General features: G+C 55.8%; 12 protein-coding genes, 1 pseudogene, 1 riboswitch and 1 other annotated feature. Of the genes and pseudogenes, 3 read left to right on the top strand and 10 right to left on the bottom strand.

From position 1 onward, the window contains the following. Nucleotides 1-10: 10 nt before the first annotated feature. The 8 genes from FZE95_RS00540 to FZE95_RS00505 form a co-directional block, all read right to left on the bottom strand. Nucleotides 11-1405 (bottom strand): hypothetical protein, encoded by a 1395-nt coding sequence (locus FZE95_RS00540; RefSeq protein WP_150298869.1) that lies wholly within the window; start codon nucleotides 1403-1405, stop codon nucleotides 11-13. Further along, nucleotides 1402-1761, bottom strand: a complete 360-nt coding sequence (locus tag FZE95_RS00535; RefSeq protein ID WP_150298868.1) for a hypothetical protein — start codon at nucleotides 1759-1761, stop codon at nucleotides 1402-1404. Before FZE95_RS00535 ends, FZE95_RS00540 begins: the two co-directional genes overlap by 4 nt. A 572-nt stretch (nucleotides 1762-2333) precedes the next feature. Continuing rightward, nucleotides 2334-4694, bottom strand: a complete 2361-nt coding sequence (locus tag FZE95_RS00530; RefSeq protein WP_150298867.1) for a hypothetical protein — start codon at nucleotides 4692-4694, stop codon at nucleotides 2334-2336. Then, nucleotides 4691-4900 carry a hypothetical protein gene (locus tag FZE95_RS00525; RefSeq protein ID WP_150298866.1) on the bottom strand — a complete coding sequence of 70 codons (210 nt, stop codon included), beginning with the start codon at nucleotides 4898-4900 and terminating at the stop codon, nucleotides 4691-4693. Before FZE95_RS00525 ends, FZE95_RS00530 begins: the two co-directional genes overlap by 4 nt. After that, entirely contained in the window at nucleotides 4897-5208 is a 312-nt protein-coding gene (locus tag FZE95_RS00520; protein ID WP_150298865.1) for a hypothetical protein, read from the bottom strand. Before FZE95_RS00520 ends, FZE95_RS00525 begins: the two co-directional genes overlap by 4 nt. 1 nt (nucleotide 5209) lies before the next feature. After that, entirely contained in the window at nucleotides 5210-5398 is a 189-nt protein-coding gene (locus FZE95_RS00515; RefSeq protein ID WP_150298864.1) for a helix-turn-helix transcriptional regulator, read from the bottom strand. 386 nt (nucleotides 5399-5784) lie between these two features. Further along, a complete protein-coding gene (locus tag FZE95_RS00510) occupies nucleotides 5785-6318 on the bottom strand; it encodes a hypothetical protein (protein ID WP_150298863.1) in 534 nt (177 codons plus the stop codon). Next, the gene (locus FZE95_RS00505; protein WP_150298862.1) at nucleotides 6315-7700 is read right to left on the bottom strand and encodes a tyrosine-type recombinase/integrase; all 1386 of its coding nucleotides are present in this window, start codon (nucleotides 7698-7700) and stop codon (nucleotides 6315-6317) included. The genes FZE95_RS00510 and FZE95_RS00505 overlap by 4 nt, the downstream gene beginning before the upstream one ends. Before the next feature lie 382 nt (nucleotides 7701-8082). Between FZE95_RS00505 and FZE95_RS00500 the strand changes: the two genes are divergently transcribed. Next, complete coding sequence (locus FZE95_RS00500) at nucleotides 8083-8892, top strand: DUF2971 domain-containing protein (protein ID WP_190324447.1); 810 nt, start codon at nucleotides 8083-8085, stop codon at nucleotides 8890-8892. A 430-nt stretch (nucleotides 8893-9322) separates the two neighbouring features. Next, nucleotides 9323-10561: pseudogene (locus FZE95_RS00495) on the top strand (IS3 family transposase). After that, nucleotides 9601-9732 (top strand) — a sequence feature (AL1L pseudoknot). It overlaps the preceding pseudogene by 132 nt. Before the next feature lie 451 nt (nucleotides 10562-11012). Here the strand turns inward: FZE95_RS00495 and cobM are convergent. Both cobM and FZE95_RS00485 read right to left on the bottom strand, forming a co-directional pair. Next, a complete protein-coding gene (gene cobM / locus FZE95_RS00490; RefSeq protein WP_150298860.1) occupies nucleotides 11013-11765 on the bottom strand; it encodes a precorrin-4 C(11)-methyltransferase in 753 nt (250 codons plus the stop codon). Next, nucleotides 11762-12184, bottom strand: coding sequence for a cobalamin biosynthesis protein (locus FZE95_RS00485; RefSeq protein WP_223824914.1), 423 nt, complete (start codon nucleotides 12182-12184; stop codon nucleotides 11762-11764). Before FZE95_RS00485 ends, cobM begins: the two co-directional genes overlap by 4 nt. A gap of 101 nt (nucleotides 12185-12285) precedes the next feature. After that, nucleotides 12286-12504, top strand: a riboswitch (cobalamin riboswitch). Nucleotides 12505-12598: 94 nt separating this feature from the next. On the opposite strand from FZE95_RS00485, the gene cobW reads away from it, so the two are divergent. Further along, entirely contained in the window at nucleotides 12599-13654 is a 1056-nt protein-coding gene (cobW, locus tag FZE95_RS00480) for a cobalamin biosynthesis protein CobW (protein ID WP_150298859.1), read from the top strand. Nucleotides 13655-13656 lie beyond the last annotated feature (2 nt).

The raw sequence follows: 13656 nt of genomic DNA, 5'->3' as shown, positions 1-13656 counted from the left end.
TTTCCTCGGGTTAGCCAACGAAACGCACGGGCGCTGATGCGATGGGCGTGCGGTATGTTTTGCAGTGAACGGCCACACCGGCAACGGCGTTTGCCAAGTCGTCATGCGCTCCGCTGTTCGGGGCGTGGTCGATGATGTCTTTGCCAGCGCGGGAGGTGCGGCGCTCAAGCCCCACAAGTTCACGGGCTATCTGATCGTTTGGGGGTAGCTCGACGCGGCCTGAATTGAGCATCGGCAGGAAGCTTTGATAGAGGCCAGAACGGGCCATCTCGGAACGGTTGTACCTGATACCGCGCTTGGCGAACTGCTCCCGTGGCCACTCCCCGGCGTAGGCATCCCCGCGAACTTCGCGAATGCCGTATGCCTCCAGTACTCCGCAGAACTCGGCAACGACTGATTCAGGGCTGAATGGGGGCTTCCGGCTGCGGGTGCAGTCGATCACAACCGTCTCATCTTCAAGGTGGGCAATGGCGAGCGTGAAGGCGTCAGCAACCCCGCCGCTAGGATCGGTGAAGGCCATGTAACGCTGGCCCCTGCACTTGGGTAGCTCTAGCGGGCTAGGGCGTGTGCAGGCTTCCACGGCTTCAATGGAAACGTACGACTCGACGTCGGACCTGAACTGAGCATCGAACTCGGCAGCACAAGAAAGGGGATCTTCTGCGCGTGCGTCATCGACAATATGCTGAGGGAGGTCAGGATTCATCATCCTACTAGGTGCCTGGGCTACCAACACACGGCTAGAGGCGCGGCCAAAGTGGCGCTTATAGGTGGACCACAGCCAGCCCCGACGCGCATACGGGCTGCTCAATGCAATAAGCTTGCCACCCAAGGTAGCCAGTGATGGGCGAATTGCCGCGATTATGTCTGAGTCAGGATTAGCCCCGTCTGAGTGCCAAAAGGCGATTTCGTCGCAAATCACGCAAGCCGCGCTATACCCTCGGGTGCCTCTGTGCGTGGCGGTCATGATCTCGATGGCGCAACGATTGGTCAGCTCGATTGATTCAGCCTGATCACGCCAAACCAAGCGGGCCAGCATAGGGTTTTCGAGCAAGCCCCGAACGTAGCGCATAACGGCGCGGGCCTGCTTCCGGTCAGCGGCAATGATCATTACCGTTGCGACTTCACCCGGTGCCAGCTTGGCCCGGTGGTCACGAAACACTGCCTCATAGACTGCCAGCAAGGCCGCGATAGCAGATTTTCCGCCCCTCCTACCGACCACAAGGGCGAGGTCATCAGCGGGAGTGGTCAACGGCTCGCGCTGGGTCAGGGCGCGGAATACCTCGGCATCAGTAGGCAATCCATAGAACCCAGCCAGCAAATGACGCCAGTTAGCCCAGCTATCGGAGCCATACTGATTCCCGAACAATGCCGGGTCAGTCATAGCGTCGATGATTGAAACGCTCACTGCTTGGCCTGCTTGGCGCTAAGGAAGGCCGCAAGGTCTGGCACGTCACGCGCTTGGCGATCAAGGCCCAGCTTTGAGAATATCGACTGCAATGAGTTACAAGCCTGAACCCATTTCCCAGAATCAAAATCACCGCCATTGGCTAGGGTCCGCTCCTGCTCGATCAGGTGATGCTCCAACCACAAAGCGCGACTGACTAGGCTGCGTTGCTGGTACGACAGGCGAGACGCGCCCCCAAGATCATCAGTTAGCGCCTGCCACCTTTCGCGCATAACCTGGGCAATACCAGTCCTGCCGTCGAGCTGGTCAAGCCAGCCTTGCGAGAACTTGTCGGGCGGGGTGCTGAGTTTGGACATATTCGGGCCTATAAGTGGTGTATCTGCTGCCTATCTAGGTTCCATTCTAGCCCTTTTTTTTACTTTATGTTGGTTTTTTTGTTGGTAACAGAACGGCTTTAGGCTATAAGGTGCGCGGCTTGTAGCGCGACGGCGGAGTAAGTGTCTGCCGTTTCGCTTTTAGTGGGGTAGGGGCCTGAAAATGGGTGATTCGTGGGGCTGATATTCAAGCGATGATCGCCACAAACATTTCAGATGGAATGTGAAAGTTAAAAGCAATTGGGATGTAACCGCCGTAACCAGGTGTAACCGCGCATAAACTGATTCTGGTTACGCCCTGAAACCCCCGAGATAGACGCTTTGCGGGGTGAAATGTAACCGTGTAACCACGGTTTTACGCTTTACCCTTCTCCTACTTTTTATCACCTGATTTTTTGAAAATTGAGAAATACAGTAAATGGCGGTTACATGGTTACAAATACTGCTTTAAGCGCTCTAGAACGGGCCTTTCAGCGTGTAACCAAAGCCCGGTTTTCGCTGGTTACAGCCGGTTACATGGTTACAAAAAACCCCGCCAGAGCGGGGTAGTGTGATCATCCAATCATCACAGCTTTTGTGGGGGCAGGTATTCGATATGAATGAACACCTTTTCCATCGACGCTGATCAAATCAATGATCTCAGGCTTTTTCCGCCTCATTGCTCCCGCCTCCGATTGGGTCAGGTTTTTGCTTATGAACTCGTCTATAGTCAGGTTCGGTGAGAGTAGATATACATTTTCTCTATGCTTCACCAAGTACATGATCTCGTTGCTCTTTATCCAGGCCATGAACTGCTGTACCAAGTCTGGCAAAGACTCCGAAAAACGCTGATAGACGGTATCAAGCCCGTATCGCTTGTGGAATTTGGTCACTGCCGCATCCGCCTCCCTGGTTGCCCCGTCGCGCCCTAGTTTGCGTAGCTCATGCACTGCATGGTTAATCCTCTGAGCAACGTAATCAGCGATAGCGTTTCTATATGCGTTCTTGCCGACTTCATTGAACAGAGGTCTTTTCTCGATGCTGCCGTGCTCGCGGAATATGCTCATGCGGTTGGCAAACTGATCTTCAACGCCGTTTTCACCCACCAAGCTGGCGACGCTCTCGGCGGACAAAAACAACTTAGTGAACACCTCCACGCTCGACGTCAGCTGGTGCTTGGGTGCAAGCTCAATCGTCGATTGAAGCTGCTTCAACTCAGCCTTTACCGTTTTGAACTCGTCAATTGCTAGGATAAATGCACGCTTGAAGTCGAGCGGCGAACGTCCCACCGGCCTGCCTTCAAACATGGCTTCTACTTCCTTGACGCTAAGGTTTACGACCAGCCCAAGCTGCGACAATGCCCCTAGCAAAATTCCTTTGCCCCAATCGGTTTCTGCGAACAACCATAAGTAAGCCTTTTTCCGGTCCCCCGCGAAGCGTGCGGCCACTAGCAGTTCAATAAAGTCATCTATGCGCGGGAAGTGTTCCCTATAATCAGGAACCACACGAGCGTCATGGATGTGTGCGCCAGCAAAAAGCGGCTTGTGGCGCAGGATTACGCGCACTTTGTCTTCAATGATTTCGATGCGGCTGTGCTCTGCAAACATATCCACTCGCCACTCTAGGCTGTCGCGTTGGTTGTGATATTTCAGATGACGCATAATCGCGCTCCCTGGCACGCCACACGCACGCATAATCAGCTTTTCGGCTTTGCTATCTGTTAGTTCCTGCTTCGCTGCTAGGTCCAACGCCAACGCCTCAACCGCCTCAGCATTGAAGTAATTGCCAAACCGTTTGACGATAAATCCGCTGGCATCGTCTTTTATGAATTGAAGCAATTCGTCATCATCTCCGAGCATAAAAACTTTGGCCTTCACCCCGGACCAAAAACAACCGGTTACGATAGCGTGAATTACGTCCAGATCCACTCCTAGGCTTTCTACCTTCGCTGGCTCCTTCTCAGGGTCGATTGCCAGAACACTGCAAAGGCTTTGAGTGATTCCATACGCTAACCTTTCAGCCGCCTGCCTGTTCCCCTGTGAGGCTTTCTCGCCATAGCCCTTTGCCCGTCCGCCGTCGATCATTCGTTGCAGTTCAGATCCAAGCAAACAACCCGCACGTTCCGCGTCTCGCTGCTCGGCGACATATGGCGCTGTTGATTCCATGAGCAGGCGAATCTCATCATCCGTCATGCCTCGCGCCAGCCATTTACCGACCAAAACTAGCGCGTTGCCATGCACGTCCTCGCCTTGGAGCAGCTGCTCAAGAATCTCTCTACGCGGCTTGCCGCCAGTGCCGGTGCGAGCGCTGGTCACTGTGTTGCCCGTCTTGCCCATGGCGATAGCGTCCAACGCATCTAACTCGTCAATGCAAGACTCGTCGATAGGGCAGGTGGGCAGCACCTTATATTCCCCTCCATGCTGCGGGCGGCCCACGTAGTAAGACTGACTTAGGGTGAACGACTCGCCAGCTAGAATCCCTCCTAGGGCACCGTTCAAACGCTGAATAAAACGAGTTCGGTCATTAGGCGAATGAGACTTGCTCAACGGGCAGTAGACCCGCCACCGGGGCTTCTCTGGTGTGTGGCTGTGACTAGTGACAATCACACCTTTGATGCCGTGCTGCTCTAGTAAATCGCGTGCCTGCTCAGGCGTTACAATACCGCCGTCATAGTCACCCTCAATGCCGGTGATGCAAGTTACAAAGCTATCAGCCCGCAAGCATCCACCCTTTCCGCTAGCGGTCGGCTCGGTTTTCTCCCCGCTGAATAAGGCGAACTTAATTAAGTTGGAGCTGTCTTTGTGCGTCGGCTTGAGATCCTCAAGCTGCTTGCAGAATTTATCCCAGGACTGCTCCACAGCACTCATGGACAGCGCTGCTTTATTGCCAAATACAGTATATTTGACGTGGGCAGGGGTTATACTGGCTGCGCTCATTGCTGCACCTCCCCACGGATGAACGTGACCAAGGCGCTGGTGTACTCAAAGGTTGAAACCAGCGTTTCCAGTTCATGCGCCGTCGGCACACGCGGCGACCATTGAGCCTCGACGCTGTTGTCGTTACGCATACGGAAGCGGACGGAAAAGTCACCACCGACATAGGTTTTCTTGCCGTATTTGCCGGTTGAATTTGTGGTTCTCATTCTTCACCCCCGGCCAACTTCACAAGAACGCGGGTGTTAGGGCTGCAAAATGATCCCCCGGTAAGTATGCGGTTTTCATACTCAAACACTCCGCTCTCTACATGCTCATTAATCGCGGCGATCACTTCAGCTCGGGTGTAACCCATACGGCGGCCTATTTCTTGAAGCTGATCAAAGCGCAGAGTATGGGCGCGATATCTCATCTCATCATGAAGGGCGACTTTAAGTTGATCGAGATGCAGGGTAGACTTACAGGGTGAACTTTTAGGGCTGCTTTCTTTACGGGAAGTGGCCTTTTTGTTGGTCATTTTATGCGGCCCCGTTCAACTGTTGAATATCAGCCAAGCGCCAGCGGGTAGTTCCAGGGGATAGCTTGACAGGTTCCGGCAGGTTCCCCGCCTTAGTCCAGCGCCAAATGGTGGCGCGGCTAACTGCGAACATCTCTGCCAGTTGAATATCAGAAACATAACGGGTAACTAGATCGGTTGTAACTTTCATAGCGTGCCTCGCTTATACACATACGCTAGGCGGCTATATGAAACGCCCTGCGTTGGTATGTTGTTGAATGACACAGCCATGTTGTGTGCAGCGGTGAGAGGTACCGTGTGTGAACCACCCCCGATGGAGCGACACACGGTGAAAGCGGCGGGTTGTGATGTGATGTTCATTGGCATTACTCCATTGCGACGAGGTGTAACACCACGTTGCATCTGGTCACATCGGTGGCCCGCCCCTTTAGTGCGACTAACTGCGTTTGTATTGCTCATGTTGAACCGTCCTGTTGTGAATTGCGACGGTTCCTATTCAATAGCTAAGACTCTCGACACTCGAAAAGCGTCAGGTATCACAACAGGGCGCTGTATTACCTGAGGGGCCGTAACCTCTTAAATTTTCGGGTAATTTTTTATTTTGAGTTTTATCTCATCAACCATATTGTCCAGCGTCTCAACGCTGATTCCAGCGTTTTCAGCCCATTCGTTTTTAAAGTCCGCCGCATATCTCAGAAGCTCTTTCCGATATTCAGCGACCTCTATACCCTTGGCGTCGGCTACATCGTGATAATCGTTACAACTTTTGCGCTTTAGGGTTGTATCAATGACGCTTCGCTTCAATTCCGCATACAATCCAGCGACAAACATTCGATGCCCCGCTGGCACCCTCAACTTAGCGGCCGCCTTCCGTCTTTGCTTTCGAGCACCTGAAACAATGCCGGCGATAACAGGTTGTAACTCAAACGGTAAAGGATGCCGCTTTAGCATTTCTTCTAGGATGCTGGAGTCACAGTGATCCCAAGCGTCGATAGCTACTATCCAATTAGTGTTTTTATACACCGACGGAGCCATATCGAAACCAAGCTCTGCTGGCTGATTGTTTTCTAGGTCTACCGGGTGAGGCCCCCAATTATCAAGATTCATCATCGTTGCCCTCCAATGGCCACCACGTTGTCACTCTTCGCGCCTTTGCAGTAATCAGCCCACGTCTGCATCAGCTCCCGTCGTTCTTCTAGTAGTTCATCCCGCGCATAGGCGCTTCTGGTTTCATCGCTGTTGATGTGTGCCAGCGCTAGCTCGCTCCATTCATCTGGGAAGCTGGAGCGGTTGCCGTTCGCCATAACTCGGGCTGTGCTCTTACGGCTCCAATCCTTGAAGCTGGAACGCGCTGTGCCGTGTGGGGTAGCAATGCGGCCCGGTTGATCAGGGTCGCCGTAACCTACACCGCCTCGCTCTACGCTCGCGGCGTGCAGGTCTTTGAGCATTTTGCCCAGCGTTGCATCAGACAGCGCGCCACCCTTGCTATTAGTAAACACCAGTGCCGTGTCAGGCCCACGGGGTAGGGACTCCAGCAACGCCACAGCAGCGTCAGAGAGAGGCACCCTGTGTATGCGGTCGGCCTTCATTCGCTCCGCAGACAGTCGCCATACGCGGGCTTCCAAGTCGATCTCTCCCCATGTTGCGCCCCTTACTTCACCGGAGCGGGCAGCGGTCAGAACGGCAAACTCTAGTGCCTTCGCGCTGATGCTTGTCCGGGTGCGGAGGTCTGCCAGGAAACGCGGCATAGCTTCCACAGGTACGCGGGCATGGTGCTTTTTGCCTCCAGACTTTTTGCGCACTCCTTTGGATTTCGGCAGTTGTTCGCCTAGCGGGCCTTTAATGTCGGCGGGGTTTGGTCCTGGGCGTAATTCCTTGGCAATGGCAAAATCAAGCACGCTGCCGATGCGCTGGCGCACCCTTGTGGCGGTCTCGTGCTTTTCTACCCATATAGGGCGGAGGAGGTCGGCTAGATGGCTGGGTTCAATCTCACTAACCGGCAGTGCACCGATAGTTGGGAATGCGTAACTCTCAAGCGTCTTGATCCATTGGGCGGCGTGCTTGGGGTTTGAAAACTCTTCGGTTCTCAAGCCGTGGCACTCGTGCGCTACATCCTTAAACGTCCGGCGCTTGGCTTGTAGCTTTATCTGCTCGACCTTGGCGGCTTTGCGCGCTGCGCCGGGATCAACACCCGAACGGTATAGTGCTCTTAGCTCGGCTGCCTTCTGGCGTGCTTCTGATAGGCTAATCTCGGGATAGCTGCCCAGCCCGAAATCGCGGCGAACGGCAAAAGGCTTGCCCGTCTGGCTGGTGCGGGTTTCTCCCGTAGACAAGCGCAGTACCCACGAACGCGCCACACCGCTCGCGCCTTTTCCGCGCTTGGCGGTCACTCTCAGTGCTAAGCCCTGGACGTCGCCGCCTACGGGGTACAGGCCGGGCTGTTTCAGCGCCGCGACCTGCTTATCAAATAACCTTTTCGCTTCCTTCGGCATATCCTGTTCCCCACATCGTTTCACACATAAAGTATAAAACAGGATGCTACGCCATGCGACAGGTGGTTACAAGGGAAGGGAGGTAAAGTCAGTAAATGCGGGGGCTGTAGCTGTGATAATCAGTCTCATGCCGTCTCATGCGATAGCGTAAAAGGCAGACTGTCCCTCCGCCATTCATGAGCACCGAAGCCCCGTATTCCGGGGCTTTTGTGTTTCTATAGTCTGGCTGATCCCCCACTGTGCGGAAAGGGGGGAGCCATGCCTTAGATGGTGTCGGCTGCTTTGGTAGCGTCTGGAGCGGATGGGCGGTTTCGTATTAGCCATCCAAGGGATGGCTGAGGCTGCGTTACAATCCTCGCCATCAACCAAAGGAGATGGTGCGATGAACGACCATGACGGAACCCAGTCCATTACCTTTTTCAAGTACCTGCCTTTCAACGAAGGTAGCTTGAATGTATTACGGGAGGGTACATGGAAATACACTCACCCCGCCCGCTTCAACGATCCTTTCGACTGCTCACCTGTTCTTGACCCCCTAAGCGCAGCATCATTTGTTCGTAAACGTCCAGAAATATTCGCTGCTGCGGCCAAGCACAAAGGCTATAGCCCCGCGAAGCGCATAGAACATAAACAGAGGATGTTAAAAAAACTTGAGCAAGCGGTCGCCTCGGGCGAGTTCAATCGGGGGTTAGTAGAAGGGATAGGCGTTTGCTGCTTCACTCTCAATCCAACGAATCTTCTCATGTGGTCTCACTACGCTCAGCAGCACCAAGGCTTTGTCGTGGAGTTTCGTCTCGACCTAACCACCACGCCAGCGCCTATAGCTTTCCACCATTTTCCGATGCCAGTCGTTTACTCAGTTGATCGACCCATCCTGCAACTAGGGGATGAAAGCGCTGAGGCGGAGTGCTATCGGACCAAAAGTGTCGATTGGAGTTATGAGGAGGAGCTCAGAAGTCTGCGGCAAGTGGGCGACGGGACAATCCAACCGTACTCGCGCGAACATCTTCTTGTCTCTGTCGTAGCGGGTTGCCGAATGGACCCAAGCGATGGAAAAGCGTTGATTGAAGCTGCTCGGAAAGCTTCACTCGATATTGGCAGAGACGTTCCCGTATACGACGCGCAACTTTCCCAAACCAAATACAAGGTACTGATTCCTAAGCATCCGAACCCCTTGTTTTCAGAGGATTGACGTCTGTTAGGCGCTGCGCTGGAGACAGCCAGATGCCTGAAGCGACGGGCAGAACTTTTTCTTGGCGTCTGGTCATATTTTGACCCCCCGGACTCCAATATGCGGAGCTGTGGAGAGAGTGGGGGCGCGGTTTCCGGTTTTCAGGATGGCGAACTTTCACCCCGCCCCTACGGCGGATGAGCCTACCCGTTTTGAGCCGTGCTGCGTCGGAATCGAAAAAGGGGCTCACTGGTATCAGCCGCCCCAAACCGGCTAGACTCGAGCCTCGTTCGTTACCTCGGAAAAGAAATGCTAACCGAAGGGTCTTTAGACTTTGCTCGTAATCATATCTTCGCGTTTTACGACACCGATTTCTTTCCTAAACCTTCGGATCTCAACGCCTGAATAACACCGGGTTTCGTGGAGGCCTCAACTCTTGAGAGAATGAGGCATGAAGAAATCCAACAGCTACTCCCCTGAAGTTCGTGAACGTGCTGTCCGCATGGTTCTAGAGAACCTGAAAGACTACCCGTCCGAATGGGCCGCCATCGAATCCATTGCGCCCAAGATTGGTTGTGTCCCGCAGACGCTGCATGGCTGGGTGCGCAAGCACCAGACCGATAGCGGCCAACGTTCGGGCCAGACGACTGAGGAACGCGAGCGCATCAAGGCGCTGGAACGCGAGAACCGTGAGTTGCGCAAAGCGAACGAGATTTTGCGTCTAGCCAGTGCTTATTTTGCCCAGGCGGAGCCCGACTGGCCGGCATCCCGGCGCCGCAACAAACCCTGAACGCCTTTGTGGATGAGCATCGTGACCGTTATGGAGTCGAGTCGATCTGTCGCGTGATACAGATCGCTCCGTCTGGTTACTACCAGTATGCAGCCAGAGCGCGCCAACCCGAGCTACGAAGCGCGCGTGCCAAGCAGGACGAGCTGTTAAGCGACGAAGTCCAGCGTGTCAGGGATGACAACATGCAGTGCTACGGCGTCGTGAAGGTGTGGAAGCAACTCAAGCGAGAAGGCATTCACGTCGCCCGATGCACTGTGCAACGGTTGATGCGCCGGCTTGGTCTACAGGGCGTTCGGCGCGGTCATGTGATCCGTACCACGATGCCTGGTGAGAAAGCGGTTTGCCCGCTCGACAAGGTCCAGCGTCAGCTCCATGCTGGTCGACCAAATCAACTGTGGGTCTCAGATTTTTACCTACGTTTCTACCTGGCAGGGCTGGCTCTATGTGGCCTTAGTGATCGATGTCTTTGCACGACGAATCGTTGGCTGGCGCGTCAGCAACAACATGAAGACAGAGTTTGTTCTGGATGCGTTGGAGCAAGCTGTGTATGACCGTCAGCCCGAACGCGCAGGGAAACCGATCCATCACAGCGACCGAGGCAGCCAATATGTCTCCATCCGGTATACGGAGCGTCTCGCTGAGGCCGAGATAGAGCCCTCTATTGGTAGCAAAGGCGATAGCTACGACAATGCTCTGGCTGAAACCATCAATGGATTGTACAAAGCGGAGTTGATTTACCGGCAATCCTGGCGGAGCCGCGAAGCAGTGGAAATCGCCACCTTGAAATGGGTTCACTGGTTCAACCACCAGCGCCTACTGGGTTCGATTGGATATATACCGCCTGCAGAAGCTGAGGCAAACTTCTACCAGCAACACCCCGGTCAGGCCATGGCAGCCTGACTTAAATGAAACGGCCTCCATAAAACCCGGTGTGATTCAATCACACTGACGCTGTCCGGCCAGGAGGGGTCAAACAAGACCTAGAAATATGACCTGTTCGAAACCACTACCGCGGTAGAACGCGGCTGGAGGATCGGAATGGGGACCCAGCCGGTCTTCTGCAGTATGAGTACCGTCACGCGGTGACGCGACCGCTAAAGGTAGGGTGATTGTACCGAATCTTTTTGTCTGCCAGCCTCCCGACCCGTAAGAGAAAAGCCCACTACAACGAGTGGGCGTTTCCTATTTCGCGAACAGGTATATTGTCCGCCTGTTGGTCGGCCGCACGCCCGGTCGTCGCCGGGAGCGGCAAGCGGGGGGAGGAGCCGCTTCTAAAGCGTAGCTTTCTGGGTTGCGGTGATGCCGATGTTCTGCGTTTGATGCGTCTAGTTGAGTCTTCTCTTTCGACAAATTATGAATTGCTGCGGTAAAGATGAGCATGGCTCGCGCGGTAGAGCGCCGCATCCGAAAAATCCCCCGGATCCAGTACTTCACCGACCACAATCAACGCGGTACGCCGATAACCCTTGGCGCGCACTAGCTCCTCGATATCTGCCAGTCGGCCTTTTACCCAGTCCTGATCCGGCCAGCTCGCGCGGTGTACCACGGCGATAGGGCAGTCGGGGCCGTAATGTGGAAGGAGCTCCTCCACTATTCGCGCGATGTGACTAACGCCGAGGTGAATGGCCATGGTTGCACGGTGGCGGGCAAGATCACGCAGCTGCTCGCCGTCAGGCATATCGGCCCGGCCGGAGTAGCGGGTCAGGATAAGCGTCTGGGAGACTTTCGGAAGCGTCAGTTCAGACTCCAGCAGCGCCGCACAGGCGGCGGTGGCGGTGACCCCTGGAATGATCTCGAAGGGGATGTCCCGAACACGCAGTTCGCGGATCTGCTCGCCGATGGCGCCATACAGGGAGGGATCGCCGGAATGTACCCGTGCAACGTGCAGCCCCCGTGAATGGGCCTGAACGAGATGCGCTATGATCTGTTCCAGATGCAGTTCGGCACTGTTGATCACCTGTTCAGCGCTGTGTCCTTCGAGCACAGCCGTGGGCACCAGGGAGCCTGCATACAGAATGACCGGACAACTGCGTATTAGGCGTTGGCCCTTGACCGTGATCAGCTCTGGATCGCCCGGGCCTGCGCCAATGAAATAAACAGTCATGCGTTCTCCTCGGGTGCAAGTGGCGAAACGGCAATGGCGCAGGTGGCATTGGCCGATCGGATCTTGGAGCAGAGCAGCCGAGCGGGTCGGCCGCCGAGCCGCTCTGCCTGGGCCAGCGCGCTGGCTTCGGCTACGCCGGCGCTGCCGGTAATGCTCAGGCTCAGGGCTGAGCGCTGCTCAAGGCGCGCATCATACCCATCAAGCTCAGCGACCGACAGCGTCGCTAACGTCAAGCCGATTTGATCTGTCAGTATCAACAGTCCCGCTTCAGTCTGTTTATGCTCGCTGGTAGCCAGGCAGACCAGCTCGCTCATTGCCAGTCCCGATTGTGCAAGCGCTGCCTGCAGAAGCTCCAGCAATTCCGGTGCTGAGCACCCTTTGCGGCACCCCAGGCCGGCGACGTAGACGGGCATGTGCATGGCTGATTGTTACCTGCAGGTCATGAAGCGGCAGAGCACACCACGGCCATGGGCGGGGTGTCAACCAGCCGGCCCAGTTGACCTGCATGGGGCGATTGCGTAGCCTACTTTCGATTCGAGGTTCTTCGGCTCAGCCGCCGAAGCTAAGAGGGAACACGGTAAGCCGTGGCTGCCCCCGCAACTGTAAACGTTCTGTACTCTTCGGTTTGCGCTATCTTTCGCGCAAACAGCCACTGCACCGGCGGGAAGGCGAAGGGAAGTGACGACGCTAGCGTTGTCCGGACGTGAGCCAGGAGACCTGCCTCGCAACTGTTTGAACAACCGGGCGGGGCGCTCCGGTGGTGCATTTCTGGTGCGTCCTGCCAAAACTGTCCGCCTGCGTATTCGCCACTTTTTCGCTACGCAAGGCCGAACATGAAATCACTCTCCAAGCTGCCCGTCACCATCGTTACCGGCTTTCTCGGTTCCGGTAAAACCACGCTGTTGCGCCACATGCTCAATCATGCCGAAGGGCGGCGTATCGCCGTCATCGTCAATGAATTCGGCGTGCTGGGTATCGATGGCGACCTGCTCAAGCAATGCTCCATCGGCTGCTCCGAGGAAGAGGCCAGCGGCCGCGTGTTCGAATTGGCCAACGGTTGCCTGTGCTGCACCGTGCAGGAGGAATTCTTTCCGGTGATGCGCGAGCTGGTGGCACGCCGCGCCGATCTGGATCACATTCTGATCGAGACCTCGGGCCTGGCCCTGCCCAAGCCGCTGGTGCAGGCCTTCAACTGGCCGGAGATCCGCAATGCCTGTACCGTCGATGCGGTCATCACCGTAGTCGATAGCCCGGCCGTTAGTGCCGGCACCTTTGCCGCCTTCCCCGATCAGGTCGATGCCCAGCGCAAGCTGGACCCGAACCTGGACCACGAATCGCCCCTGCACGAGCTGTTCGCCGATCAGCTCGCCAGCGCCGACCTGGTGATCCTCAACAAGACCGACCTGCTCTCGGTCGAGGCACTGGCTGCTGTACGCGCTGAAGTGCAGAAAGAACTGCCCCCGGCAGTCAAGGTTGTCGAGGCCCAGGGTGGCGAGCTGCCGTTGAATGTGCTGCTCGGCCTCAATAGCGAAACCGAGGCGCATATCGATGGGCGCAAGACCCACCACGATCTTGAAGATCACGAGGAGCACGACCACGAGGCGTTCGACTCCTTCTCTCTGGAGCTGCCGGCCGCACCGGAGGCGCAACTGCTGCAGGCGCTCAAGGAGGCGGTGGTGCGCCACGGCATCCTGCGCATCAAGGGTTTTGCGGCCATTCCCGGCAAGCCCATGCGCTTGTTGCTGCAGGGTGTCGGGCAGCGCTTCGACCGGCATTTCGACCGCGCCTGGCAGACTGACGAGGCGCGGGTGACGCGCCTGGTTGTGATCGGCCAGACGCTGGACGCTGCCAAGGTGGAAGCCGAACTCAAAGCCGCGCTGGAAAGCTGATA

Origin of the sequence: Pseudomonas profundi, assembly GCF_008638305.1 — a bacterium.
GTDB lineage: Bacteria > Pseudomonadota > Gammaproteobacteria > Pseudomonadales > Pseudomonadaceae > Halopseudomonas > Halopseudomonas profundi.
Note: the sequence above shows the minus strand (reverse complement) of the source record. Positions and strands in the feature narration are given on the sequence as shown.

Excerpts from the sequence above, each read along its gene's own strand:
- FZE95_RS00515 (WP_150298864.1), bottom strand. The coding sequence starts at position 5,398 with ATGAAAGTTACAACCGATCTAGTTACCCGTTATGTTTCTGATATTCAA.
- FZE95_RS00500 (WP_190324447.1), top strand. The coding sequence starts at position 8,083 with ATGAACGACCATGACGGAACCCAGTCCATTACCTTTTTCAAGTACCTG.
- FZE95_RS00535 (WP_150298868.1), bottom strand. The coding sequence starts at position 1,761 with ATGTCCAAACTCAGCACCCCGCCCGACAAGTTCTCGCAAGGCTGGCTT.
- FZE95_RS00510 (WP_150298863.1), bottom strand. The coding sequence starts at position 6,318 with ATGATGAATCTTGATAATTGGGGGCCTCACCCGGTAGACCTAGAAAAC.
- FZE95_RS00525 (WP_150298866.1), bottom strand. The coding sequence starts at position 4,900 with ATGAGAACCACAAATTCAACCGGCAAATACGGCAAGAAAACCTATGTC.
- FZE95_RS00485 (WP_223824914.1), bottom strand. The coding sequence starts at position 12,184 with ATGCACATGCCCGTCTACGTCGCCGGCCTGGGGTGCCGCAAAGGGTGC.
- FZE95_RS00530 (WP_150298867.1), bottom strand. The coding sequence starts at position 4,694 with ATGAGCGCAGCCAGTATAACCCCTGCCCACGTCAAATATACTGTATTT.
- FZE95_RS00520 (WP_150298865.1), bottom strand. The coding sequence starts at position 5,208 with ATGACCAACAAAAAGGCCACTTCCCGTAAAGAAAGCAGCCCTAAAAGT.
- cobM (WP_150298860.1), bottom strand. The coding sequence starts at position 11,765 with ATGACTGTTTATTTCATTGGCGCAGGCCCGGGCGATCCAGAGCTGATC.
- FZE95_RS00505 (WP_150298862.1), bottom strand. The coding sequence starts at position 7,700 with ATGCCGAAGGAAGCGAAAAGGTTATTTGATAAGCAGGTCGCGGCGCTG.
- cobW (WP_150298859.1), top strand. The coding sequence starts at position 12,599 with ATGAAATCACTCTCCAAGCTGCCCGTCACCATCGTTACCGGCTTTCTC.